This window comes from Pseudomonas cannabina (assembly GCF_900100365.1).
GTDB lineage: Bacteria > Pseudomonadota > Gammaproteobacteria > Pseudomonadales > Pseudomonadaceae > Aquipseudomonas > Aquipseudomonas cannabina.
Window position 1 is genome coordinate 5381332 of record NZ_FNKU01000001.1, and the last position, 25116, is coordinate 5406447.

The following is a 25116-nucleotide window of genomic DNA, read 5'->3' on the forward strand; positions in this document are numbered from 1 at the left end:
ATGCAGATCATCAGTCACCGCGGTTATTGGCTGGAGAAAGACGAGCGCAACCTGGCCGTCGCATTTAATCGTTCCTTCGACCTCGGTTTTGGTACTGAAACCGATGTCCGCGATGTGGCGGGGCAGCTGGTTATTTCTCATGACATGCCAGTAGGCGGCGAACTGACGCTCGATGCCTTGCTCGACATCATGGCCGGTCGCAACCTGCCTTTGGCGATCAACGTCAAGGCCGACGGTATGGCACTGGCTCTCCGGGAAACCTTCGCTCGCCATGGCCATACCAACTGGTTCGCCTTCGACATGGCCGTCCCCGACATGCGCAGCTATCTGCTGGAAAAGGTGCTCACTTACACGCGGCTCAGCGACGTAGAGCCGTCGCCAGCCTGGATCGATCAGGCCGCAGGTATCTGGCTTGACGGTTTCGATAGCGAATGGTTTTCCAATCAGGTCATCGATGACCTTCTGGCCCGCGGCAAGCGCGTGTGTATGGTGTCGCCGGAGCTGCATGGCCGCAATGGTCTTGCGCTTTGGCAGCAGTTGCGCGAGCTCAAGTCACAGAACCGCTTGACGCTGTGTACAGATACCCCCGTGGATGCGGTCAATTTCTTCAAGTGAGGCAGTCATGATCAAGGCAGTAATTTTCGATATGGATGGTGTCCTTATCGAGGCCAAGGAATGGCATTACGATGCACTGAACAAGGCACTCGGCCTGTTTGGTTACAACATCAGTCGCCACGAACACCTGACTGCCTACGACGGCCTGCCCACCTCGCGCAAGCTCGACATGCTGAGTGTCGAGCGCGACCTGCCGGTGGCTTTGCATGCATTCATCAATGAGATGAAGCAGCAGTACACCATGGAAATCGTCTATGCCCAGTGCAAGCCGACTTTCGTGCATCAGTACGCGCTGTCATCCTTGAAAGCGCTGGGCTACAAGCTGGCGGTTGCGTCCAACTCCATTCGTAACACCGTGGAGGTGATGATGGACCGGGCCGATCTCAGCCGTTATCTCGACCTGCAACTCTCCAATGAAGATGTGACGCACGCCAAACCAGCGCCTGATATTTACACCAAGGCCATCCGCCAGTTGGGCCTGCTGCCGGAGGAATGCCTGATCGTCGAGGACAACGAGAACGGCATCAAGGCTGCGAGGGCCTCGGGCGCGCATGTTCTGGTCGTGGCGGAAACCTGTGACGTGAATCTCAACAACATCATGGGCAGGCTGGACTCCATCAACCTCGACAAGGTGGTCAGCCTGTGAGCGCACTCAACATAGTTATTCTGTCCGGCAAAAAGGGATACGCCCGGCGCAGCGACGGTGAATACCCGGAATACCTTTGCGAGCACAACGGCAAACCGCTGATTCAAACCCTGATCGACAACTGCGCAGCGCTGGAGCCGGGCAGAATGATCTGCACGTTTGCAAACGATGATGTCGTCAGGCTGCACCTCCGTAACATGGTGCAGCAGATGCATCCGAGTGCCGCAGTTCTTCCCATTCACAACCTCACTCAGGGTGCTGCCTGTACGGCTCTTCTGGCAAGCGAGCAAATCGACAGTGACGATGAATTACTGATTCTCAGTGTCAGCGATTTTCTGGATACAGACCTGCACGCGGTGGTCCATTCGTTCCGCGAAAAAAATGAGGATGCCGGAGTGGTGATCTTCAACTCGCTACACCCGCGTTACTCGTTTGCACGCTTGAACAGCGAAGGTCGGGTCATTGAAGCTGCAGAGAAAAACCCGATCAGCCCGCACGCCATTGCGGGCATGTACTGGTTCAAATCAGGTGCGTTGTTTGTCTCGGCGGCAAAAGAAATGATCCGCAAGGACGCCCGCGTCAATGGCAACTTCTACCTCGCGCCCGCCCTTAACGAACTGGTGTTGATGCAAAAGAACATCGGCTCTTTCCGCATTGAACCGAGTTAGTATCGACCGCTGAAAACCCAAAGCCAGTTGCATGCGTTTGAAGCAGGAGACCTGCGATGAAAACTGCAAAACTGGCGGACATGGTCAAAGGCTGGTTCGTGGGCGGTTTCGAGCCAGCCGTGTTCAGCACCGATTCCTGTGAGGTCGGCGTCAAAAGTTACAAGGCGGGGGACAAGGAAGACGCTCATTATCACAAGGTTGCCACCGAGATAACCGTGCTGATTTCCGGCACCGTGAGCATGCGCGATCAGGTCTGGCAGGCGGGCGACATCATTGTTCTGGAGCCTGGTGATATCACGGCTTTCGAAGCGCTTACCGATGCGACGACGGTTGTCGTGAAAGTGCCGGGTGTGCTTGCTGACAAATACGTCGTCTGACTCATGAAAACGACCCTTCTTCAACATCACCCACAGCTTGGCTATGTATCGACGAGCAGCCTGCGCGATCTTCCTGCCGAGCTGCCTCTGGCCCATGAATGTTCAAGCCTGATCTCGTTTCGCAAACACGCGGTTCGCAAGCCCGACAAGGTGATTAAAAAACTGCATGCGGCACAACGACCCATTTGCATGTACGGGGAGGGTGCCTATTGCTTTTATGGCGTCCAGAGTGATTCGCCGCTGGCGCCGCTACTGTTGTGGGACGCCGCGCATTTTCTGAACGTTGGCGAGAAGATCACGGTTATCGAAGACACACCTGTCGGGTGTTATCTGGATCGCGACTACTTCACCAAATCGCTTATAGCGGTCGAGCGTTCGGCTACTTCTATTACGTATGAAAAGCGATCGAAGCTGGCCGCCGAAGCGGATGACGACCTGGATAGCTGGAGCTTCTGTCTCCCTGTAAGGCCGGGCGACGCCACGGTTCTGAATGCCGTGGTGAAACGCATTCTGGAAATCGACGTCGCTCGCAAAGAAATACTTTTGTGCGGCACCCCCGGTAGCAACTTCGCCTATTTCAACCAGGTGCATATTGTTGGTGAAGACATCACCGCGCCGCCTGTACAGATCTGCAAGAAGAATCGCCTCGCGCAGGAGGCCCGTTACAGTAACCTGGTGATCCTGCATGACCGGGTCTTTCTGCCCCGGCATTTCGGCGAGATCGTGCGCCGCTTCGGGCCGCGTTATCCGTTGATGACACTGCAAAGTCTTTTTTTTGACAATCGAATCAGTATGCATCCACGCCGCTACTCGGATTACGGCATGGCGATGGGCGAAATTGCAGAAGGTTTGCAAGGGCTGAACCGCAATTGTAGCGATGCAGCCATTATTGCCCCATCAATATTTTCCGAGATCGAGCGGACCGGGTTCTGTTGTGCCAGCCCGATGCGTCATAACAATGATTCTAGGGAAGGTCTGAAAAAGCCTTTTCTTCAAAAGTCGAAGCCAGTAAATACAGGCGCTCCAGCCCGGTTCCTCTCCAAAAAAATGGGCTTTTTCAGAGGATACCTAGCTACCCGACCGGGAGTCTCTATATTTGCCGCAAGGACGTGTGGAACGCCTACCCGCTGGATGAATCCCTTTATTGGGTAGAGTTTGAAGACATCGAACATGGAATACGCCTCTCCAAAGCTGGCGTGCCGGGCAGAGTCAATCCATTCGGTATCACTCAATCAGTTACCTCACGCGCACTCTTGGGTGCAGAAACCGTTGTTCAGTCCGTGAGTGGCAAGCTGGAGCGCGTCGGCCCGCGTTATTTTTCGCTCCTTCGAAAAAAACCTCTCATCAACCTCTACGCCGAGACGGCTCTATCCAAACTGCATCAGTTTGGAAGAAAGTACCTTGCCAGCCCTACGACGGTGACAATTCCCACAGGCCTTGGCCGAGTCAGTGTGCGGAGCTGGATTGAACTGATTGATCATGTTGTCCAGCAGGCTACTTTCAGAAATGATATCGAGGCGGTAAAAGAGTTTATTGCCGACTTCGAAAAGCTGGTGCTGTTTGACCAGTTACCCAACACTCGGCAAGAGTTTCTAATCAATCGATTCCTTGCCAACCCCATCCACACCAAACAAACGCTGATCATTCAAAGTAGCGAAATACGCAACATGCTGCGGCAACGCAGCTCACGTACCTGGTTTGTCGGCAGCCATGATGAGTATTTTCATCATCACCTGTTGTCGCTTCCGGGGATTGTGATTTCAGCGGTTCGCGCTTACCGGAACAACGGAAAGATTTTCTATTTCGAGAGCCTGTGGGACGCAGTAAAAGCCATCTACAACTCCACGCCGTTCAAGTATTACGCCAGGAGCTCAAAGTGAAGATATTCGTCGTTTCGCATTTGAGCTCTGGCCCTTCAGGTGAGGCGCTTGCAGGGCAGCTTTCCCGCATCCGGCACGAGCAAGGAAAAACCGTCCCGGTCCTGGTCATCGATGAGCGCCACAACCTGCGCGAACCTTCTACCGATGATCGGACTGTAGGCAGCGCCGAGTTTAGTCTGGATGACTTTCTGCACGAGAACGGTATCAGCGGCATCGTCGCCAACCGGATTGCGTTGCTGATGGATAAAGTCGATAGCGACTGGATAATGATTGATTTCGGGCAGCATGACTTGCCCACCTGCATGGACTTCATCCAGAAAGTCGCCCGTTATAACTATCTGGCCCCGACGTTACGGAACCGCAACCTGGTAATCCTCGTGCCTGCGATGTACCTCGGCGTCTGTTCGCGGGCCTTCAATGCGTCGTTCAACAATTTGCCGTCAAGTGCCTCTGAATCGATTCGATCTGCACGAGTCGGCAGGCTATTCAGGATCACCCGCATCGAGAAAGTATTGATTAGCCTGCCACTGCTGTACGGGCTATTGCGGCGTGTGCGGCACCTTTTACGACGGCTGTTCCGACGGGCGTCGATCACCGCCTGACTGCTCTTTACGGCAGCACCGAACAGGCCGCGACGTTCTGTGGCAGTTGTTCTTTCCGATTACAAGGTTGAAAAGCATGCATCATCTTTCGGCTGTTGATTCCAGAAAAATCAGCGTAGTTATTCAAGGCCCGCTCTACCGCAACCTGAGCCCCGAACGGAATATCTTCGCCTGCATCGCATCGATCAGAGCGCACCTGCCGCAGGCGGAAATCATCGTGTCGACCTGGCGCAGTGAAGACATTTCGGCCATCGAGGTCGATCAGATTGTCGTGTCAGATGACCCTGGTTCTTTCATCGATGATGCCGACAACCAGATCAACACCAACCGCATGCTGCGATCAACGTTGTGCGGGATTCAGGCTGCGACAAGGCCCTACGTCATGAAGATGCGCGCCGATCACAACCTGACCAGCGCAGCCCTCGCCGTTGCGGGGCAGTACGACGAGACCGAGTCAGCCGAGCTGCGCCTTTTCGATACGCCCATCACTGCTACAACGCTCTACATCCGTGACCCGGCGCGCTTCCCTCTACTGTTCCACATCTCCGATCTGGTTCAGTTCGGCAGCCGCGACGCCATGCTTTTCATGTGGGAACAGCCGCTGTTCGAAAGGGCAGACCTCTTCAACCCGAAACCTTCACGCAACCCCTTCGGAAACTTCGTCGGCTACACGTCTGCACGTATGGTCAGCGAACAGGCGATCATGCTCGGCGCCATGCGCAGGCGTGGCATAGACGCCAAACTGACGAGACCGTGCCAGGTGGGGCTAAGCAATCTGAAATTGTGGGACGAAGTTCTGAGGTGCAACTTCAGGGTACTGGACCATGGCGTCGCCGGTGTCGATTTCCCCGAACGTTTCGTGGCAAATAATTACGTGCTGAAAACGCTCTACAGCGCCGCAGATATAGAGCAACTGCGGCATCTCGGAACCGAAGCCTACACGGTCAGGATCATGCGCATCTGGCTCAATCAGTACGTGCTGAACTGCCTGCGACCTGGCTGGTGGGTATCCTCCATCACCATCGCGCTATTCACGATCTCGCCAACACTGGCCAAGGCCGTGCGCTCGTACTGGCGCAAGTCGAGGAAGCTGGTGCATGCGGAGGCGTATCGGGTTTAGAAACCATGATATTTGCGCAGGTGTGTGTGCCACAAAGTAATCATGTGCAGAGAATCGTACGCGGGGTCATCGTACATTTGCCTTGATGGGGCAGCTCGGGTTCATGGCGTACAGCTCACGGAGCAACATATACCGATCGGTCCCGAGCCCCGGCAGACCCCATGGACCCAATCACATCGAGCCTTTTCTCGTCGTCCTTGGTTTTCAAAACCAGGGACTACAGTCGCCCGAGTTTGGTGGCCAACTTCTTTCGTTATTTCGGCGACTTCGCGTGCTTCCAGGAAAAGATCAAGCAGCATCGGGTAGTGAACGTCAGGTCAGGCGATGCTGCGCATCGCGTCGGTCAGATCTCTCTGGCATTTGATCAACGCCGCCTTGATGGTGTCGATGGCTTTTTCTATTCGCCAAACGGGTCCGACTACGTCAATCGCGTACTGACCTTGTGGCGTCTGCAGGCCGACTGCGATTGCGCCAACACCTGGTGTGTGCTCATCGAAGTCCGTTGCAAATCCGCTCTGCCGAATCTCTTCGAGCTGCCCAAATAACTGTTCGAGGGTTGGTGTCTGGGCAGTCAGCTGCTTGACCTTGGAGCCCAGAATATTTCTCACTGCCTTATCACTCATGGCAGACAACAGGATTTTGCCACCCGCTGTTGCGTAGATACTCAGGAAGTTACCCGCTACTGGCGCGACACGTAGCGCACTGGGTGAGACCACCGTGTGCAGAATCAACAATTCGGCTCCGCTGGCACCTATCAGAACCGCTGTTTCGCCTGTTGCCCGCGACAACTCTTCAAGGTACGGCCGCGCCTTCTGTGTGATGTCGACATGGCTGTGCGAGGCCAGACGCATCAATGCCGGACCCAGACAAACCCCACCTGGACCATTTACTTCCAGAAGTTCCTCTTGAGCCAACGCATCCACCATCCGCTGAACGGTGGAGCGTGGCAGTCCACTTTTTTTAGCGATGGCTCCGAGGCTTAAACCCTTGGGTTCGTCTTCCAGAGTCCGCAGGATTGCTGCCGCCCGCGCGATGACGCCGACACTGCCCCGATCAGATTCCGTAACCGTCATGGTCTTGCTCCAAGTATCATTGGTTGGTATAGTGTATCGAATAAATGATTTGTCATCGTCTCCCCGCAACAGGAATTTTCTTTTGTCAGCACCTATTAAGCCCCCTGTTCCGGCACCATTCGGTTGGCGACTGGCTATCGGCTTGGTGGGCGTATTGCTCGCTGCTCTCACCGCCGGTATCAACGACCGGGTCACCGAAACGGTTCTGGCAGATATTCTAGGTGTTTTTGGTTTGAGTCACGACCACGGTACCTGGATTGGCACCGCCTATGCTGCGGCGGAAGTGAGCGCCATGCTGCTATCGCCATGGCTGGCCATGACGTTCTCAATTCGCCGCTATGCCATTGTGATGACGTGCTCTTTTACCCTGTTCGGCATCCTCACACCTTTCGCACCCAACTATGAAAGCCTGGTCATGCTGCGCGTGTTGCAGGGGCTGGCAGGGGGCGCGTTGCCACCGCTGTTGATGACCGCCGCCCTGCGCTTCTTGCCATGGCACATCAAATTGTATGGACTTTCTGCATATGCCCTGACGGCAACGTTCGGCCCTAACCTTGCTACACCGCTAGCCGCGCTGTGGACGGATGGCGGCGATTGGAGAATGGTGTTCTGGCAGGTCGTGCCTACAAGTTTGATAGGTGCTGGCTTAATTGCCTATGGCCTGCCTCAGGATCCGATTCGGCTGGAACGCTTCAAGCAGGCCGACTGGCGTGGCGCATTGCTAGGCGTGTCTGGCATTTCCATGCTGATAGTGGCCCTTACTCAGGGAGAGCGACTCGATTGGCTGAACTCGCCGCTGATTGCATTCATGCTCCTGGGCGCTGCAACGACATTGCCTCTGTTTCTGCTTAACGAATGGTTCCACCCCCTGCCGTTGTTTAAGTTACAGCTGCTGGAGCGTCGCAATTTCGCCTTCGGTATCGTGACTCTTTGCCTGTTCCTGATGCTGACGATGGCTGGCGGTTCCATTCCTTCGGCGTACCTGACAGAGATTCAGGGATATCGTTATCTGCAGACTATGCCAACGGCCCTGATGATTGCTCTCCCGCAATTGCTACTGACGCCCTTGGTGGCCTTCGTGGTCAATCGCAATTGGGTGGACTCCCGGTATGTCATCGGTGCGGGACTCGTCTTGATGGCTATCGCCTGCATCGGTGGTTCACTTTTGACCAGTGAGTGGGTTCGCGAAGACTTTTATGCGCTGCAGATCATCCATGCATTTGCACAGCCCATGATCGTGGTGCCGTTGTTGATGAACGCCACAGGCGTGATCCAGCCCATGGAAGGCCCATTTGCGTCCTCCATGGTCAACACCCTGCGAGGCCTGTTTTCAGTCGTCGGTGCTTCTGCACTGGAAAACCTGATCACTCATCGGGAGCACCTGCACTCCAACACGCTGCTGGATGGTCTGTACGCGAGCCATAAGCTATTTGATCCGCTCCAGACTTCAAATCTCGCAGCCATCGCTGAGCGTGTTCAGCGGCAAGCATACGTGCTGAGCTTCAGCGACGCCTATCTCGCGTTGCTGGTGGTTGTCGCCGTCTTGCTTATCGTCTTGCTGACCCTGCCCCGACGCGCCTATCCACCGCAACCTCCGGTATCGCAATGAAACAACACAGAACCGCCATCAGCCTGGTCTGCTCCGCTGTCGTCCTATGCGCCGTGTATAGCGCTTATCACGTTCTTTCCACCGATGCTGTACAGAGCACCGACGATGCCTACGTCAGAGCAGACTCGGTGCTGATTTCTGCACGTCTTCCGGGACAGGTTACGAAGGTACTGGTGGATGACAACCAGGCGGTCAAAGCCGGCCAGATACTTGCCGAACTCGATGATCGTGATTTTCTGGTCGCTCGAGCATCGGCGGCAGCGACCGTATCGGCTGCCAAGGCACAATTATTAAACCTGCAGGCGAGTATCGAGCGTCAGGCAGCAGTTATTGATCAAGCTGCGGCCACTACCCGTGCAACCGCAGCATCGCTGAAATTCGCTCAGGTCAACCAGCAGCGCTATCTGAACCTTTCGAATGCTGGGGCGGGAACGCAGCAAGAACGTCAGAGAGCTGAATCGGAACTGCAAAGCTGGCAAGCGTCGCGCGACCGCGATGAGGCGTCCCGGGTTGCCGCAACCAAAACCCTCGATGTGCTAAAGGCCCAGCTCGAAGCCGCGAAGGCCGAACTTGCCAAGGATCAGGCCGCGTTGAGTCAGGCTGAGCTGAACGTTTCCTACACCAGAATTACCGCTCCACAGGACGGCATGGTAGGCCTGCGCTCGGTTCGCGTCGGCGCCTATGTTTCACAAGGGCAGCCCCTGATGGCTGTTGTGCCGCTACACGAAGCCTTTGTAGTGGCCAATTTTCGAGAAACTCAGCTGGCACGTATGGTCATGAATCAGGCAGTCGAATTGCACGTCGACAGTATTCCGGATCACAGCTTTCGAGGGCATATCGAAAGTGTCGCGCCGGCGACCGGCGTGTCCTTTTCGGAGATCGCACCGGATAACGCGACTGGCAACTTCACGAAAGTCGTTCAGCGAATTCCAGTGAAAATTATGTTTGAGCCGAATCAGGCTGATCTTGATCGGTTGCGTATCGGTATGTCGGTCGTCGCCAGTGTCGACACTACCAAGGGGCAGAGATGAAGCGCACTTTGCTGTTCATGGCGTTGGCGTGTCTGGGGGCATGCTCGGTCGGCCCGGACTTTCATGCCCCGCGTTCTGAGCTTCCAGAGACCTGGCAAGCTAACATCCAGCCGGGCTCAACCCTCACCGGGAAAGCTGATAGCCAGTGGTGGCAGCAACTAGGGGATTCTCAGCTCACCACTTTGGTCGAACGTGCGGCGAAAGCCAACTTTGACGTGCGTATGGCCAGCAATCGCCTGGAACAGAGCAGGCTGATGCGCCAGGTAACCGGCAGTGAGCAGCTCCCGGGCGTCAGTGCCAACGGCGCGTACGAGCGGGCGCGGAACAGCTCTGTGGGTAATCTTGACGAGTCTGGCCTGGAAGGCCAGGCGTCTTTCGAACTTTGGAGCGGCGCTATCGACGCCAGCTGGGAGCTCGACCTCTGGGGGCATGTGCGCCGCAATATCGAGGCGGCTGATGCCGACGTCGCGTTGACTCAAGCGCAGCGTGACGGCGTCCTGCTGAGCATTGTTGCTGAAACCGCCAGCAACTATATACGCCTCAGGGGTGTTCAAGCCCGTCTTGGGGTCGCCCGGCAAAACCTGGAGATCGCCCGGCAAAGTTACCAACTGACCAAGACTCGCTTTGACAATGGTGTAACTACCAATCTGGACACTGCCAACTCGGCGGCCCAAGTGGCGACCATTGAAGCCCAGCTTCCTGTGCTTGGCGCTCAGCAAGACCGCTTGATCAACGTCTTGAGCTTGTTAATGGGCGAGGCGCCGCGGGCGCTGCGTGCCGACTTGATTGAGCCGAAGGCCATCCCGAATCCGGCACCGGATGTGCCGGTCGGCCTGCCATCCGAGCTTGCTCAGCGTCGCCCCGACATTCAACAAAGCGAGGCGGCTTTGCACCGCGCAACGGCAGCTATTGGCGTGGCACAGGCCGACTTCTACCCCCGCATCAGCTTAGGCGCCAGTATCGGTTCCCAGGCCTTGAACGGTTCCAGCTTCGGGGACTGGGGATCTCGGATGTGGTCCTACGGACCAAGTTTGTACCTTCCCGTTTTTCAGGGTGGCCGCCTTACCGGCACTTTGGAGTTGCGAAAGCGTCAGGAGCAGGAAGCCGCAATCGACTATCAGCGCGTGGTGCTTAACGCATGGCATGAAGTCGACAATGCCATGACTGATTACTCGGCCGAACAGCAACATCACATAGCCTTGGCCGAAGCTGTGCGTCAGAACATGATAGCGCTGAGTACGGCGCGCGACCGCTACAGCCAAGGCGCAGCAGATTTCATTAACGTGCTGGGTGTACAGCGCGCGCTATTGGCCACTCAAAGCGAGCTGGTCGACAGCGCTACGCAGGCGGCACTTGACCGGGTGCAGCTGTATCGAGTTCTCGGTGGCAGTTGGCCCAAGGAGTGACAGCCCAGTGCTCCATCTCTACTCGCCCTATGTGTCTATCTCAACGGTGCCCAGAAGCAAGGCAAACCGCGTGCTATAGACTTGACGCTATTGAGACCTGCAAGACATTTAGTGCGGTGAATGTCGGTTGTGGTAGCACATGCCGGTCAGTAGCTGAGTATCGAGACATTAAAAAGCCGGCTTGTGGCCGGCTTCTCGTAGGCGGTTCCGGTCTATTTTTGATAAACCGCAATCGCCTTCAACAGGTGCGCTCCTGAAGAAGCGCGAATAAATAACAGAGCAAACGGATCATCCGCCCCATTCCAGCCCCCACCGCTCAACAGCGCGCTGGGTGCTTTGGATGGGGCACAGGATACTAAACCTCGCCGTCAATGCCCAGCCCGAAGACCTCTCAAATCCTAAACCGGGTCACAACAGCAACATCGCATTGCGCCGGCTGTTCAGTGTCGACCACCAGAATATCCAGCCCAGAATCCGGATTTTCTCCTGATCGATATCTTCGGCGCTGAACACTTCGTCCGGGTACTCGGCGTCGTTGTGGCTGCGCAGGCGCAGGCCGCCGTTGGGGAGGCGGTAGAGGTAGCGGACGCGCAGGATGCCGCCGTGTTCCAGGGCGTAGATTTCGCCGTCGATGACCTGGGTCAGTTCACGGTCGACGCCGAGGATCGAGCCGTCCTGGATCTTGTCGGCCATGCTATTGCCGACCATGGCCACGCAGATGCAGTTTTTCGGGTCGATGCCCATGGTTTGCAAGACTTGCAGGGGCAGGCGGATTCGTTGTCCGGGCGCTTCGGCCAGGACGGTTTTGCCGACGCCATTAGTGGATTCGACTTCGGTGAAGATCTGAATTTCCACGTCTCCGCGCAGGACGTTTCTGGTTTGCTGGATGATCATTCGGGTATCGCCGCCGGTGTTTTCGTTGGCGGGTTCGTTGGGGTGTTTGGGGCCTTCGCCGGTGCGCAGCCAGCGGGCGTTCACGGTTAATAGTTCAGCCACCTCGTCGATGCGCGCCATGGGCACGCCGCGTTTGAACCAGTTGTTGACGTGCTGCGGCGTGATTTTGCGGTTGGCGGCAAAATCAGTCGCGGTGAGGTGGCACTCCCGAAGGAGGATGCGGAGTCGATCGCCTGATGTATTCATAGGGCGAATTCTACGGGCGTGGTCCGGGCGTTTAAATGAACAGGGTGTTGACGTCGACGTTATCCCAAGGGGTGGGCGGCTATCCGGACTACGGACGGAATGAATTTCGCGTAGGCATATTCCGTAATAGCGATTTTCTGGTTAAACACAGCACTGGGCGTTTAGCTCGGCTATACGGGCATTAACGGACTGTTTACCAAGTGGTTAAAGGTCGAGCGCATTTTTAAACGGGCGATTGGTAAAAAAATGTTTCGAAGGGGTTTCAGAAGCGGCTTTGCGCGGGGAGCAAGGAGGGGAGCATGTTTCAGGGCGCTTGCGCGCAAGCACCCTGAACACCGGGTTGGTGATCAGCCTTTGAAAGCTTCAACCGATTTCATGATTTCGGCACGGGCGGCGTCAGCGTTGCCCCAACCTTCGATCTTCACCCATTTGCCTTTTTCGAGATCCTTGTAGTTCTCGAAGAAGTGCTTGATCTGCTCAAGCAGCAGAGGTGGCAGGTCGGTGTACTCTTTCACGTCGACGTACAGCTGGGACAGCTTGTCGTGGGGCACTGCGATGACTTTGGCATCGCCGCCGCCGTCGTCCGTCATGTGCAGGATGCCGACCGGGCGCGCGCGGATGACCGAACCCGGGGTAACCGGGTAAGGGGTCACTACCAGCACGTCCAGCGGGTCGCCGTCGTCCGCCAGGGTGTTGGGGATGAAACCGTAGTTGGCCGGGTAGAACATCGGGGTGGCCATGAAACGGTCAACGAACAGGCAATCGGTGTCTTTATCGATTTCGTACTTGATCGGCGCGTGGTTGGCCGGGATTTCGATGGCGACGTAGATGTCGTTCGGCAGGTCTTTACCTGCTGGAATCTTGCTGTAGCTCATGGGTCATTGTCCCCTGGTTAACCAGACAGATTGTGGCGCAAACCGCCATAAAGTGGTCCGGATTATAGGCATATTCTGTTTTGGTTGCTACGCATGGCCTCGGCAGCGTTCAGGTGTCCTGATAAGCCGGGTTTTGTTGGCGTAACTGATTCAGCCGCGCCAGGGTGTCCTGCCGGTAGAACGCTTTGAGCTGTTCGTAGACTGCCGGGTAGCTGTCGTGCAGCAGGTCAGGGGCGCTGAAAAAGTACTCGCTGTTCACCGCGAAGAACTCGGCCGGGTCTTGTGCGGCGTAGGGATCTATGGCGGTTTCTGCGTCCGGGTCCTGATCCGGTTGCCGGTTGAGATCATCGAACGCGCTCTGCATGACCGCGGCCCATTCGGTCACCCGCATGTCGCTGTGCAGCGGCGGCAGGCCGTTGGCGTCGCCGTTGAGCATGTCGAGTTTGTGCGCCAGTTCGTGGATCACCAGGTTGTAGCCGTCCCAGTCGCCGCTGCTCAGCACGCCCGGCCAAGCCAGAATCACCGGGCCTTGCAGCCACGCTTCGCCACTGTGTTCGCCGTCCCACTCGTGCTCGACGCCGCTGGCATCGCGATGGCGCTGCGGGCTGAAGAAGTCGTCGGGGTACAGCACGATTTCATGAAAACCCTGATACCAGTTCAGTTCGCCGAGGCTCAGCAGCGGCAGTTGTGCCTGAGCGGCGAGAAACAGCCGTTGCTCGTCATCCAGCTCGACGCCCGGTAGCGCACTGAGGTATTTGTCGTTCAGAAACAGCACGCAGGCGTCACGCAATTGCGCGTCCTGCTCGGTGCTCAGGCCGTCAAGGATGGGCAGACGCTCGCGCACCGTCTGCCACAGCTCGGCAGCAACCGGGTGTCGGGCGAGGGTTCGCCGCCTGCGCCAGTTGCTGAGTGACCACATGGCTTAGCGAGCGTCGACCGGCGGCGCGCTGCGGCTGCGCACCACGCCAATGATCATCGGCACCAGCGAGAGCAGGATGATGGCGAGCACCAACAGCGTCAGGTTTTGCTTGATGAACGGCACGTTGCCGAAGAAGAACCCCAGCGTCACCAGGCTGCCGACCCACAGCACCGAGCCCAGCACACTGAAGCCGACGAAGCGCGGATAGGACATTCTGCCAACGCCGGCCACGAACGGCGCGAAGGTGCGGATGATTGGCAGAAAGCGCGCCAGCGTCACGGTTTTGCCGCCATGGCGAGCGTAAAAATCCTGCGTACGCAACAGGTAGTCGCGGCGGAAGATGCGCGATTTGGGATTACTGAACAGCCTTTCGCCAACCGTGCGGCCGATGACGTAATTGGTGCTGTCACCTATGATCGCCGCGAGCATCAGCAGCCCGGCCAGTAGAACCGGGTCCATGCCACCTCCGGCAGCCACAGCGCCAGCGATGAACAGCAGCGAATCGCCCGGCAGGAACGGCATCACCACCAGCCCGGTCTCGCAGAAAATCACCAGAAACAGGATCGCGTAGACCCAAGGGCCGTAGTTGGTTACCAGCAGGTCGAGGTAGACGTCGAGATGCAGGATAAGGTCGAGCGGGTTGAATTCCATTAAAACACCTGAGGCGAGCACCCTGTCCGGGGTCGCATGCGGAAGAAGCGACTGCGCGGCATTATAGAAGCAGAATGCCTGAAAGAGGTTCCGTAATAATTCGTGAGGGTGTGTGCGGCACGGCCAGATGTGTCTGCCAGTGCCGCGCGTGCCGAGCCGCATAGTCAGTCTGAACTGATCGGCAACACGTAGTTCTTGAACTGAGTGTCTTCCTTGAAACTGATGGACTCATAGACCTTGTGCGCCACCTCGTTGTTGCTGCTGGTGGACACCCGCAGTCGGACGGCATGGGTCTCCCTGGCCATCTTTTTCGCCTGTTTCATCAGGTGATCGGCGACCAGTTGGCGGCGGGCATCTTCGGCTACGTAAATATCGTTGAGAATCCACACCCGTTTCAGCGACAGCGACGAGTAGCTCGGATACAACTGGCAGAAACCCAGCAGCCTGCCTTCGTCATCATTGGCCAGCGCCAGATAGATGACCGACTCATCGCGACGCAGGCGCTTTTCGAGGAACTCTCGTGAAGAGTCCGGGAACGGCGATTCGCCATAGAACTCCCGGTATTTGATGAACAGCGGGCAGAGCAGGTCCAGGTGTTCAAGAGTCGCTTGGATGATCCGCATGGTGTGGCCTCGATTTCCTTATGGGGCTGATGTAGCGCGCCGGATTGTGACGATCCTGCCCGGCGGTGTTAGAAAGTACAATCTACTGCGGGTCTACCGGGCCGTCGAGCAGGAAGTTGCCGATGTGCTTGTCTGAATGATCAGCAGCACTGTCGGATTCTATGCTGTTCAGCTCGGCCTCGTCCTTCAGGCTGACCCCGGAAATCTGCCGGCGACAGGCTTCGCGCATCAGGTAAAGCAGGCGGTGCGCGGCCATAGCGTAGCTCAAGCCTTCAAGGCGCACGTTTGAAATACAATTACGGTGCGCGTCGTTCAGGCCGACTTTAGGGCCATAGGTGAAGTACAGGCCGAGGCTGTCCGGGGAGCTGAGACCGGGGCGTTCGCCGATCAGAATCACCACCATCTTCGCACCGAGCAGTTCGCCGACTTCATCCGCCACGGCCACGCGGCCCTGTTCGACCATGATCACTGGCGACAGCGTCCAGCCTTCGGCGCGGGCCTGTTCTTCCAGCCGCGTCAGGAATGGCACGGCATGCCGATGGACGGCGAGCGCAGACAGCCCGTCAGCCACGACCACTGCCAGATCGAGCCCGCCCGGATGAGCGGCGGCGTACTCGCGTAATGCCTGCGCCGACTCTTCGTTCAGACGTCTGCCCAGATCCGGGCGCTGCAAATAGCTGTGCCGGTCGGCGGCTGCACTGTGCAGCAGCATGCTTTCGCGGCCTTTTTCCGCCAGTTGCGCGCTGATCGCTGCGTGATCGAACTCAAGGTGTACGGCGTCGCGCGCTTGCGCATGAGCCGCCTGGAAGTCGAGTTGCGCGGCGGTCGGCAGGCTGGTGCCGGTGCGGCCCAATGCGATACGCGCGGACGTCAGGCGGCGCAGTTCCAGCCAAGGATTGGCGGGCTGGGAGTTGTCTTGTACTTCGTTCATCGGCTGATCACTCATGCAAGATGCGCCAGTGCCTGACGGAAGGCGGGCGGCAGGCTGTCACCGAAGCGCACATGGCCGTCGGCCTGAGTGAAGATGCCCATTTTTTCCAGCCAGGCCTCGTATTCCGGTGCCGGGCGCAGGCCCAGGGTTTGCCGGGCGTACAGCGCGTCGTGGAACGAGGTGGTCTGGTAATTGAGCATGATGTCGTCGGAACCGGGGATGCCCATGATGAAGTTGATCCCGGCGACGCCCAACAGCGTCAGCAGGGTGTCCATGTCGTCTTGGTCGGCTTCGGCATGATTGGTGTAGCAGATGTCACAGCCCATCGGCACGCCCAGCAACTTGCCGCAAAAGTGATCCTCCAGACCGGCGCGGATAATCTGCTTGCCGTTGTACAGGTACTCCGGGCCGATGAAGCCGACCACGGTGTTGACCAGAAACGGATTGAAATGCCGGGCGACAGCGTAGGCGCGGGTTTCGCAGGTCTGCTGGTCGACGCCGTGGTGCGCATTGGCCGATAGCGCGCTGCCTTGCCCGGTTTCGAAGTACATGAGGTTTTTCCCCAGGGTGCCCCGGTTCAGGCTCAAGCCTGCTTCGTAACCTTCCTGCAGCAACTTGAGGCTGATGCCGAAGCTGGCGTTGGCGGCCTCTGTGCCGGTAATCGACTGGAACACCAGATCGACCGGCACGCCGCGATTGATGACTTCGATGGAGGTGGTGACATGGGTCAGCACGCAGGATTGGGTCGGGATTTCGTAGCGTTGGACGATGGCGTCGAGCATTTCCAGCAGGGCGACGATGCTTGAAGTGCTGTCGGTGGCCGGGTTGATGCCGATCATGGCATCGCCGTTACCGTACAGCAGGCCATCGAGCACGCTAGCGGCGATGCCGGACGGGTCGTCGGTCGGATGGTTGGGTTGCAGGCGGGTCGACAGGCGACCGCGCAGGCCCATAGTGTTGCGAAAGCGCGTGACGACGCGGATCTTCTGCGCTACGAGGATCAGATCCTGCACGCGCATGATCTTCGACACTGCGGCGGCCATTTCCGGCGTCAGGCCGGGGGCCAGTGCGCGCAGGGCTGTTTCGTCGGCCTGGTCGCTGAGCAGCCAGTCCCGGAAACCGCCGACGGTCAGGTGGCTGACCGGTGCGAAAGCCAGTTTGTCGTGGGTGTCGATGATCAGGCGGGTGACTTCGTCCTGTTCGTAAGGGATCAGTACTTCTTCGAGAAAGTGCTTGAGCGGAATATTCGCCAGCGCCATCTGCGCGGCAACCCGCTCTGCATCGTTTTGCGCCGCGACTTCGGCCAGATAATCGCCGGAGCGTGCAGGGCTGGCCTTGGCCATGACTTCTTTGAGGCTGTCGAAGCGGTATGTCTGCGCACCGACAGAATGGGAAAAGCTCGCCATACAGATTCTCCATGACGTCGCGCTGTTCGCGTCGGACGTAGTCTTTCGGCCAAACCGGTGACGTCTCGGTTCAAACGACTGTGGGAAGCGATGTAAGCAATTAATACTCCATCCCGACCGGGAGTGCGAGTTTGCAGGCGTAAGCAGATGAGTGCTGGGCGGGATGCATCACGCCAGAGCGTTAAGCCGGGGCGTGATGCACAGGGTTGGTGCGTGGTGTGTTTCTAGTGTGGGAGCGAACTTGTTCGCGAAAGGGCCGGTACATTCTCCGAAAAGTATCGTCTGAACTACCGTCTTCGCGGACAAGTCCGCTCCCACAGGGGGGGCGTGTTCCAACTTGAGCAGGGGACCTGAATACCTAGAAAAAACCCAACGGATTCGTGTCGTAGCTCACCAGCAGGTTTTTGGTCTGTTGGTAATGCTCCAGCGCGATTTTGTGGGTTTCGCGGCCGACGCCGGATTTCTTGTAACCACCGAACGCAGCATGCGCCGGGTACAGGTGGTAGCAGTTGGTCCAGACTCGCCCGGCCTTGATCGCCCGGCCCACGCGGTAGGCGCGGTTGATGTCGCGGGTCCACAGGCCTGCGCCCAGGCCGAACTCGGTGTCATTGGCAATCGCCACGGCTTCGGCTTCGTCCTTGAAGGTCGTGACGCTGACCACCGGGCCGAAGATTTCTTCCTGAAACACGCGCATCTTGTTGTTGCCTTTGAGCAGCGTCGGCTGGATGTAGTAGCCCGTCGACAGATCGCCTTCCAGCTTCTCGACCTTGCCGCCGGTCAGCAGTTCGGCGCCTTCGCCCTTGGCGATGTCGAGATACGAGAGAATCTTGTCGAACTGTTGCTCGGACGCCTGAGCGCCGACCATGGTGTCGGTGTCCAGCGGGTCGCCGCGCTTGATCTTCTCGACCTTGCGCAGCACTGCTTCCATGAATTGTGGGTAAATCGATTCCTGCACCAGCGCGCGGGACGGGCAGGTGCAGACTTCGCCCTGATTGAAGAATGCCAGCACCAGGCCTTCGGCAGCTTTGTCGATAAACTCCGGCTCGGCGCTCATGATGTCTTCGAAGAAGATATTCGGCGACTTGCCGCCCAGCTCCACGGTAGACGGAATGATGTTGTCCGCCGCCAGTTTCATGATGTGCGAGCCAACCGGTGTCGAGCCGGTGAACGCGATTTTGGCGATGCGCTTGCTGCTGGCCAGCGCTTCACCGGCTTCGCGGCCGTAACCTTGCACGATGTTCAGCACGCCGGCAGGCAACAGGTCGCCGATCAGTTCGATCAGCACGCTGATCCCCAGCGGCGTCTGCTCGGCAGGTTTGAGCACGATGCAGTTACCGGCAGCCAGCGCCGGGGCGAGCTTCCAGGCGGCCATCAGGATCGGGAAGTTCCACGGGATGATCTGTCCGACCACGCCCAGCGGCTCGTGAATGTGATACGCCACGGTGTTGCCGTCGATCTCGGCAGCGCTGCCTTCCTGGGCGCGCAACACGCCAGCGAAGTAGCGGAAGTGGTCAGCGGCCAGCGGGATGTCGGCGTTCAGGGTTTCGCGAATCGCCTTGCCGTTGTCCCAGGTTTCAGTGACGGCCAGCACTTCCAGATTGGCTTCGATGCGGTCGGCGATTTTCAGCAGGACCAGCGAGCGCGCCTGCACCGAGGTCGAGCCCCAGGCAGCAGCGGCTGCGTGGGCAGCGTCGAGCGCTTTTTCGATGTCTTCGGCGGTAGAACGCGGGAATTCGGCGATGGCCTTGCCGTTGACCGGTGAGGTGTTGGTGAAATACTGGCCTTTGACCGGAGCGACGAACTCGCCGCCAATATAGTTACCGTAGCGTTCCTTGAAGTTGACGATAGCGCCTTCGGTACCGGGATGAGCGTAACGCATGGTATGTCTCCTGGTTCTTGTTGTGAGGGAGTCTGTGTCGATTCTGCAGTCGGGTATTGGCAGGAAGCTTTCAAGAGTAGGCTATTTGCAGGATGCCGTGGCTAGGACTTTAGGCTTATCTGCCGGGCATTGAAATGCTTCGCGCGCGCGACGTGTCGGACAAACTCAGGGTGCCATTTCAGCGTCCCTACGTTAACCTGCGTGGACGTTCTGAGAGGTTGGTCATGCACATTCATATCCTTGGTATCTGCGGCACGTTCATGGGTTCGCTGGCGGTGCTCGCCAAAGAGTTGGGGCATCGGGTCACGGGTTCTGATGCCAATGTCTATCCGCCAATGAGCACCCAGTTGCAGGCGCAGGGCATCGAGCTGACCCAAGGCTACGACCCTGTGCAACTGATCCCTGCGCCGGATCTGGTCGTGGTCGGCAACGCGTTGTCGCGTGGCAACCCGGCGGTTGAATATGTCCTGAACAATGGTTTGCCGTATGTGTCCGGCCCGCAGTGGCTGGCAGACCACGTGCTGCAAGGTCGCTGGGTGTTAGCGGTGGCCGGTACGCACGGCAAGACCACCAGCAGCAGCATGCTGGCCTGGGTACTGGAACACGCTGGCATGAGCCCCGGTTTTCTGATCGGCGGCATCCCGCAGAATTTCGCCGTGTCGGCGCGTCTGGGTGAGACTCCGTTCTTTGTGGTGGAAGCCGACGAATACGACAGCGCCTTCTTCGACAAACGCTCCAAGTTCGTCCACTACCGCCCGCGCACCGCGATTCTCAATAACCTTGAGTTCGATCACGCCGACATCTTCCCCGATCTGCCCGCCATCGAACGCCAGTTTCACCATCTGGTGCGCACCATTCCGAGCGAAGGCCTGGTGATTCATCCGACCACCGAGCCGGCGCTCACGCGCGTGATCAAAATGGGCTGCTGGACGCCTGTGCAAACCACCGGGCAGGGCGGCCAGTGGCAGGCGCGGTTGTTGAGTGAAGACGGTTCGCGCTTTGAAGTGCTGTTCGAGGGCGAGCTTCAAGGCGCGGTCGAGTGGGACATGACCGGTCAGCATAACGTCGCCAACGCACTGGCCACATTGGCGGCGGCGCGCCACGTTGGCGTTGTGCCGTTGCTGGGCGTGCAGGCCTTGAGCGCCTTCAAGAGCGTCAAGCGGCGCATGGAGAAGGTTGCCGAGGTGCGCGGCATCACCCTTTATGACGATTTCGCTCACCACCCGACGGCGATTGCCACCACGTTGGATGGCTTGCGCAAAAAGGTCGGTGATGCGCCGATCATTGCCGTGGTCGAACCGCGCTCCAACTCCATGAAGCTCGGCGCACACCGCGACGGTCTGCGGGAAAGCGTGAAGGATGCCGATCAGGTGGTCTGGTACGCGCCGCCCAACCTGGGCTGGGACCTTGCTGCGACCGTGGCCGGAGGTTCGGTGCCGTTGGCGGTGTGCGACTCGCTCGAGGCCATCATCGCCCATGTTCAACACCTGGCGCAGCCCGGCACGCACATCGTCATCATGAGCAACGGTGGTTTCGGCGGTCTGCATGGCAAGCTGGCGGAGGCACTGAAATGAGCGGTCCAGATCGCGTTACGGTGGCGATGACCGGTGCATCAGGCGCGCAATATGGCCTGCGGCTGCTGGATTGTCTGGTGCGTGAAGAGCGCGAGGTGCATTTTCTGATCTCCAAGGCCGCGCAACTGGTGATGGCTACCGAGACCGATGTGCGGCTGCCGCCCAAGCCAATGATGATGCAGGCCTTTCTGACGGAATACACTGGCGCGTCGGCCGGGCAGATTCGGGTCTACGGCCGCGACGACTGGATGTCGCCGGTGGCCTCGGGCTCGGGCTCGCCGAGTGCGATGGTTGTGGTGCCGTGTTCCACTGGCTCGCTGTCGGCGATTGCCACCGGCGCCTGTAATAACCTGATCGAACGCGCTGCCGACGTGACGTTGAAAGAGCGCCGGCAGTTGATTCTGGTGCCCCGCGAGGCGCCGTTTTCCAGTATTCATCTGGAGAACATGCTCAAGCTGTCGAACATGGGAGCGGTAATTCTGCCGGCGTCGCCGGGCTTTTATCATCAGCCGCAGACCATCGACGACCTCGTGGATTTTGTGGTTGCGCGAATTCTCAATCTGCTGAACATCCCTCAGGACATGCTGCCGCGTTGGGGCGAGCATCACATTGGTGGCGATGAATAAGCTGATGGTGATAGCGCTGGCGCTGGTCATGACCGGCTGCGCGACCGCGCGTACGCTTGACGCGGCTAAGCCCGGCGCGCCCGTGGTGTATGCCGGCACACGGCTGAATATGTACGCCTTGCAGGGCGGTTGCTGTGCCGCAGACCGGTTTGGCGCAGAAGCCCCAAGCTATCCTGGCCTTGACCTGCCGGGCAGCGCGCTGCTCGACACCTTGTTGTTGCCGCTGTCGTTGCTGACCGCGGCTGGGGTGGGGGTTCGGGCTACGGGCGGTCTTTAGGGGTATTGAAGATCGTGCCAATGCTCCGCGTCATAGATAAGTCCCGATGACCGCCGAGAGCGGGGCTTCTGCCCGGAGGGCGTAGGAGCTTTCGGAGTTTACGACGGCTGCGATGGGCTGCGAAGCGGGCCTGAAACTGGTGGATTTGGTGGTGTCTGGTGGACCGAGGCGACCGGCTTTGCTGCCGGTTCCCGGCAGTTCGCGGACAAGCGAAGCGTCGCTCGGCCCGTGTCCTTCGGGCGTTTGCCGCTCGTTTACTTCCCCAACTTGCGCAATTCATCCGATTCGACGATCCGGTCGCCATTCTGCTCTTCCAGCGCCAGGCGCCACAGGGCGCGGGCCAGTTGGCAGGCTTCGATGGCGCCGTATTTGCCGGGGATCAGTTTGGCGATCGGCGCAGCCAGTTGTTCGACCCAACGGGTTTCAGTGCGGCTGCCGACCAGCAGGGAAGGGCGGGCGATGGTCAGTTGTGGCCAGCCTTGCGCACGCAGCGCCAGCTCCATTTCGCCCTTGATGCGATTGTAGAAGGTGCTGGACTTGGGGTCTGCACCGATGGCGCTGATGACCAGCAAATGACGAGCGCCCAGTTCACGGGCACGGCGGGCGAAGGCGAGCACCATGTCCAGATCGACGGCCTTGAAGGCGTCCTGCGAACCGGCCTGCTTGATTGTGGTGCCCAAGCAGCAGAACGCGATGTCCACCCGGCCCTCCAGCGTTGGCAGCAGGGTGAGCAAATCGCCAATCGGATTTTCAAGGTGCGGGTGTTCCGCTAGCGGCCTGCGGGTCGGCGCGAGCACGCGGTTGACGGTCGGCTCATTGAGCAGGCGGTCCAGCAAATGCTCGCCCGTCAGGCCAGTGGCTCCTGCAAGCAGGATGTGTTGCGGCGTTAAATACATAATCCTTCTCCTTGATACTTACTTAGCCTAGCGGCTAGTCGAGGTCTTCGCTTCCGTGCGAGTCAACGCCGTACACAAAGCGCGTTCGGCCTGGCTTTTGCGCAATTGCTGCCAGCGCGCCAAGACTCCTTTCGGGGCCCATATCTGTGGTTCCGAGGCTTCGAAGTTATCCTCGTTCTCGCGTCGGGCCACGTAGTTTTTTGCATCATTGAAGGCTTGTTGCAGGTCATCGGTTTCGACCAGTGCCCTGGCAAACAGCGCATCGCCGAAATAGGTGAAATCGGCTTCTTCCGAGCAGCCGAAGGATACCCTGTCCGCGCGGGAGGCGGTCATGATCAGGGTGCGTTCGTCCTTGAGGTCCGGAGTGAACCCCCCGGAATAGCAGGCTGAAATCACCACCACCTTGTCGCGGTTTTTCAGCGGGGCGAGGGCGGCAGCCAGCGCATCGGCGGGCAGGTCGGCCAGCGACAGGCGCGGTTGATCGAGCACCAGTTCGTGATCCTGCGTGCCGTGGCTGGTCAGGTAGATGAATACCAGGTCTTCCGGGCCGGTGCGTTGGGCGAGCGTCTGCACCGCGCGGGTGATGGTTTCGCGAGTGGCCATCGGCCGGTCATCCATGTGGTCGCGATGGTTGACCAGGCTGACCTGCCCGACAGCGCCAAATCGGGATTTCAGCAGGTTGCTGACGTAGTCCGCCTCGCGCATGAACACGCTCTGCTTGCCGTCGCCACCCACCACCAGCGTGTACAGCTCGGTGGCGGGCGTGGAGGCCGGAACGGCGGCTAGCGCCTTGTCCAGCAGCGAGCCCTGTGCGAGCAGCCCGGCTTCAAGGGTGTCGGGCAGCAATTTGCCCTTGGCGTCGCGCACGCGCTGGCCGTTGGCCCAGATGCCGCGCTGCTCTTTGCCATCCGGGGAAATCAGCACGCCGTTGCCCTGATAAGTGTCATCGGCAAACTGACCGACATAGCGGCTGCCGTCAGCCAGTTGCAATTGACCCTGGCCCATGAATCGCCAGTTATCGAAGTCGCCCTGATAGCGGCTGCCGTCGGAGCCAATCAGTTCGCCCTTGCCGGTCAGGGCACCTTCCTTGAATTCGCCGCTCCAGACATCGCCATCGCTGTTTTCATAGCGGCCTTTGCCGTCAATCTGGCTGTTGCGGAAATGACCGACATATTGATCGCCATCAGCACTGGTGAAGCTGCCGATGCCCTGCAACTGACCGTTGACGAAGTTGCCGCTGTACTGATTGTCGCTGGCGTCACTGCGCGAGCCTTCGCCGTTGGCCTTGCCTTTGGCGAACATGCCCTGATGCTGGCTGCCGTCTTCCAGTTCCAGGCGACCGGGGCCATCGTACTGGCCTGCCTTGAACTGACCGCGATAGAGCACGCCCTTGTCTTTCTGCGTACCTTCGCCCTCACGCAGGCCGAGTTTGAAACTGCCGACGTAGCTCGCGCCGTTGTGGCTGGTCAGCCGCCCCTGGCCATGAAACAGGCCCTGCTCGAAGCCGCCTTTATAAACGTCGCCGTTAGCGGCGTGCCACTCGCCCTGACCTTGCCACAGACCGTTGGCGAAATGCCCGGCGTACCAGCTGCCGTTGGGATAGTCGATCCGGCCTTCGCCCTGCAATACGCCATTGACCAGATCGCCGCGATAGCGTCCGCCGTCGGGCAGACGGCCGTCAGGGGGCAGCAGTGATTCGCCATCACCGCAGCCTGCGATCAGAAGTGTCAAAGCCAGTGGAGCGAGCGCGCGCATGAGAGATCCCGGAAGATTGGTTCAGTGGCGAGCCTGGCTCTGCTGAGCAGATGTTATAGGTCACGACCGCGTAGGTGTAACGACCTGCAATCGAAATGGCCCGGACCTGCAATCATCGCGTTTTTCGACCGGGATTAATTGCGTCTATCCGGCACCGCGAACCAGCATTGACTGCAAACGAACCTGCATCCACCCACTTCGACCTGCAATCGAGAGCGGCCGACCAGGATTAAATGCGACTGAAAACCGATGATTTTAGCGGGGTTTACGCGGATGCACTCGGCTTAGTGCACTTTCTGTTTCATTGCTCCGCACCCTGTACTGCGATCACACGATTCAGTCCGGTAGCCCGGTAGCGCTGCTGTTGGAAGCTCCAACCTCTTACCTCCGTAAGGTGCCATCGTCAAGTTTGTCTCTTTAGACTCTAGAATTTGTGAACGTACTGTATCAAAAATTAAAAACCGCCCTATTGAGACGCAAAAAGCGTCTCGGCCATACGTCTCACAAGGGTGTGCTCAAATGAGACATAAGCGGCGA

The 25116-nt window shown here is 58.4% G+C and carries 23 protein-coding genes and 2 pseudogenes; 14 read left to right on the forward strand and 11 right to left on the reverse strand.

Annotated features, from left to right (window positions below; translation table 11 throughout):
* From BLT55_RS25275 to BLT55_RS25305, 8 genes and pseudogenes are all read left to right on the forward strand, one after another.
* Entirely contained in the window at positions 1-615 is a 615-nt protein-coding gene (locus tag BLT55_RS25275; protein ID WP_055000239.1) for a PI-PLC domain-containing protein, read from the forward strand.
* A gap of 7 nt (positions 616-622) precedes the next feature.
* Complete coding sequence (locus tag BLT55_RS25280; RefSeq protein WP_007250858.1) at positions 623-1261, forward strand: HAD family hydrolase; 639 nt, start codon at positions 623-625, stop codon at positions 1259-1261.
* Entirely contained in the window at positions 1258-1929 is a 672-nt protein-coding gene (locus tag BLT55_RS25285) for a glycosyltransferase family 2 protein (RefSeq protein WP_055000238.1), read from the forward strand. The genes BLT55_RS25280 and BLT55_RS25285 overlap by 4 nt, the downstream gene beginning before the upstream one ends.
* A gap of 56 nt (positions 1930-1985) precedes the next feature.
* Entirely contained in the window at positions 1986-2306 is a 321-nt protein-coding gene (locus BLT55_RS25290) for a cupin domain-containing protein (protein ID WP_055000237.1), read from the forward strand.
* A 3-nt stretch (positions 2307-2309) separates the two neighbouring features.
* Positions 2310-3272, forward strand: a pseudogene (locus tag BLT55_RS34930) (hypothetical protein); the annotation flags it as partial.
* Positions 3273-3376: 104 nt separating this feature from the next.
* Positions 3377-4186 (forward strand): annotated as a pseudogene (locus tag BLT55_RS34935) (hypothetical protein); the annotation flags it as partial.
* Entirely contained in the window at positions 4183-4788 is a 606-nt protein-coding gene (locus BLT55_RS25300; protein WP_055000236.1) for a hypothetical protein, read from the forward strand. The pseudogene BLT55_RS34935 and the gene BLT55_RS25300, both read left to right, overlap by 4 nt.
* Before the next feature lie 76 nt (positions 4789-4864).
* Positions 4865-5908: a WavE lipopolysaccharide synthesis family protein gene (locus tag BLT55_RS25305; protein WP_055000235.1), complete on the forward strand. Its 1044-nt coding sequence runs from the start codon at positions 4865-4867 to the stop codon at positions 5906-5908.
* 317 nt (positions 5909-6225) lie between these two features.
* Here the strand turns inward: BLT55_RS25305 and BLT55_RS25310 are convergent, their stop codons facing one another.
* Positions 6226-6981 (reverse strand): IclR family transcriptional regulator, encoded by a 756-nt coding sequence (locus BLT55_RS25310; protein WP_055000234.1) that lies wholly within the window; start codon positions 6979-6981, stop codon positions 6226-6228.
* On the opposite strand from BLT55_RS25310, the gene BLT55_RS25315 reads away from it, so the two are divergent.
* The 3 genes from BLT55_RS25315 to BLT55_RS25325 are packed head-to-tail and all read left to right on the forward strand — an operon-like array spanning position 6980 to position 11027.
* Complete coding sequence (locus BLT55_RS25315; RefSeq protein WP_208601286.1) at positions 6980-8590, forward strand: MFS transporter; 1611 nt, start codon at positions 6980-6982, stop codon at positions 8588-8590. The genes BLT55_RS25310 and BLT55_RS25315 overlap by 2 nt on opposite strands.
* Positions 8587-9621, forward strand: coding sequence for an HlyD family secretion protein (locus tag BLT55_RS25320; RefSeq protein WP_055000233.1), 1035 nt, complete (start codon positions 8587-8589; stop codon positions 9619-9621). The genes BLT55_RS25315 and BLT55_RS25320 overlap by 4 nt, the downstream gene beginning before the upstream one ends.
* Entirely contained in the window at positions 9618-11027 is a 1410-nt protein-coding gene (locus tag BLT55_RS25325; RefSeq protein WP_055000232.1) for an efflux transporter outer membrane subunit, read from the forward strand. Before BLT55_RS25320 ends, BLT55_RS25325 begins: the two co-directional genes overlap by 4 nt.
* A 408-nt stretch (positions 11028-11435) precedes the next feature.
* On the opposite strand, the gene BLT55_RS25330 is transcribed toward BLT55_RS25325, so the two are convergent.
* The 8 genes from BLT55_RS25330 to exaC all read right to left on the reverse strand — a co-directional run bounded on the left by BLT55_RS25330 (position 11436) and on the right by exaC (position 19451).
* Positions 11436-12167, reverse strand: coding sequence for a LexA family transcriptional regulator (locus tag BLT55_RS25330; RefSeq protein ID WP_055000231.1), 732 nt, complete (start codon positions 12165-12167; stop codon positions 11436-11438).
* A 347-nt stretch (positions 12168-12514) separates the two neighbouring features.
* Positions 12515-13042, reverse strand: a complete 528-nt coding sequence (gene ppa, locus BLT55_RS25335; protein WP_003379107.1) for an inorganic diphosphatase — start codon at positions 13040-13042, stop codon at positions 12515-12517.
* A gap of 109 nt (positions 13043-13151) precedes the next feature.
* On the reverse strand, positions 13152-13961 hold the full coding sequence (locus BLT55_RS25340; protein ID WP_055000230.1) for a M90 family metallopeptidase: 810 nt from the start codon (positions 13959-13961) through the stop codon (positions 13152-13154).
* 3 nt (positions 13962-13964) lie between these two features.
* Positions 13965-14612, reverse strand: a complete 648-nt coding sequence (locus BLT55_RS25345) for a DedA family protein (RefSeq protein WP_007250846.1) — start codon at positions 14610-14612, stop codon at positions 13965-13967.
* 164 nt (positions 14613-14776) lie between these two features.
* Positions 14777-15235, reverse strand: coding sequence for a GNAT family N-acetyltransferase (locus BLT55_RS25350; protein ID WP_055000229.1), 459 nt, complete (start codon positions 15233-15235; stop codon positions 14777-14779).
* Positions 15236-15317: 82 nt separating this feature from the next.
* Positions 15318-16181, reverse strand: a complete 864-nt coding sequence (eutC, locus tag BLT55_RS25355; protein WP_055000228.1) for an ethanolamine ammonia-lyase subunit EutC — start codon at positions 16179-16181, stop codon at positions 15318-15320.
* On the reverse strand, positions 16178-17572 hold the full coding sequence (locus BLT55_RS25360) for an ethanolamine ammonia-lyase subunit EutB (protein WP_055000227.1): 1395 nt from the start codon (positions 17570-17572) through the stop codon (positions 16178-16180). The genes eutC and BLT55_RS25360 overlap by 4 nt, the downstream gene beginning before the upstream one ends.
* Positions 17573-17930: 358 nt before the next feature.
* Complete coding sequence (gene exaC, locus BLT55_RS25365) at positions 17931-19451, reverse strand: acetaldehyde dehydrogenase ExaC (RefSeq protein ID WP_055000226.1); 1521 nt, start codon at positions 19449-19451, stop codon at positions 17931-17933.
* Positions 19452-19675: 224 nt separating this feature from the next.
* Here exaC and mpl point away from each other — a divergent pair, with 224 nt between their 5' ends.
* The 3 genes from mpl to BLT55_RS25380 are packed head-to-tail and all read left to right on the forward strand — an operon-like array spanning position 19676 to position 21928.
* Complete coding sequence (gene mpl, locus BLT55_RS25370; protein ID WP_055000266.1) at positions 19676-21025, forward strand: UDP-N-acetylmuramate:L-alanyl-gamma-D-glutamyl-meso-diaminopimelate ligase; 1350 nt, start codon at positions 19676-19678, stop codon at positions 21023-21025.
* Positions 21022-21651 carry a flavin prenyltransferase UbiX gene (gene ubiX / locus BLT55_RS25375; protein WP_007250840.1) on the forward strand — a complete coding sequence of 210 codons (630 nt, stop codon included), beginning with the start codon at positions 21022-21024 and terminating at the stop codon, positions 21649-21651. Before mpl ends, ubiX begins: the two co-directional genes overlap by 4 nt.
* The gene (locus BLT55_RS25380; RefSeq protein ID WP_054080204.1) at positions 21644-21928 is read left to right on the forward strand and encodes a YceK/YidQ family lipoprotein; all 285 of its coding nucleotides are present in this window, start codon (positions 21644-21646) and stop codon (positions 21926-21928) included. Before ubiX ends, BLT55_RS25380 begins: the two co-directional genes overlap by 8 nt.
* Positions 21929-22182: 254 nt before the next feature.
* Here BLT55_RS25380 and BLT55_RS25390 read toward each other — a convergent pair whose 3' ends face one another.
* Positions 22183-22824, reverse strand: a complete 642-nt coding sequence (locus tag BLT55_RS25390; RefSeq protein ID WP_055000225.1) for an oxidoreductase — start codon at positions 22822-22824, stop codon at positions 22183-22185.
* Positions 22825-22851: 27 nt separating this feature from the next.
* The gene (locus tag BLT55_RS25395) at positions 22852-24579 is read right to left on the reverse strand and encodes a C13 family peptidase (RefSeq protein WP_055000224.1); all 1728 of its coding nucleotides are present in this window, start codon (positions 24577-24579) and stop codon (positions 22852-22854) included.
* Positions 24580-25116: the final 537 nt, after the last annotated feature.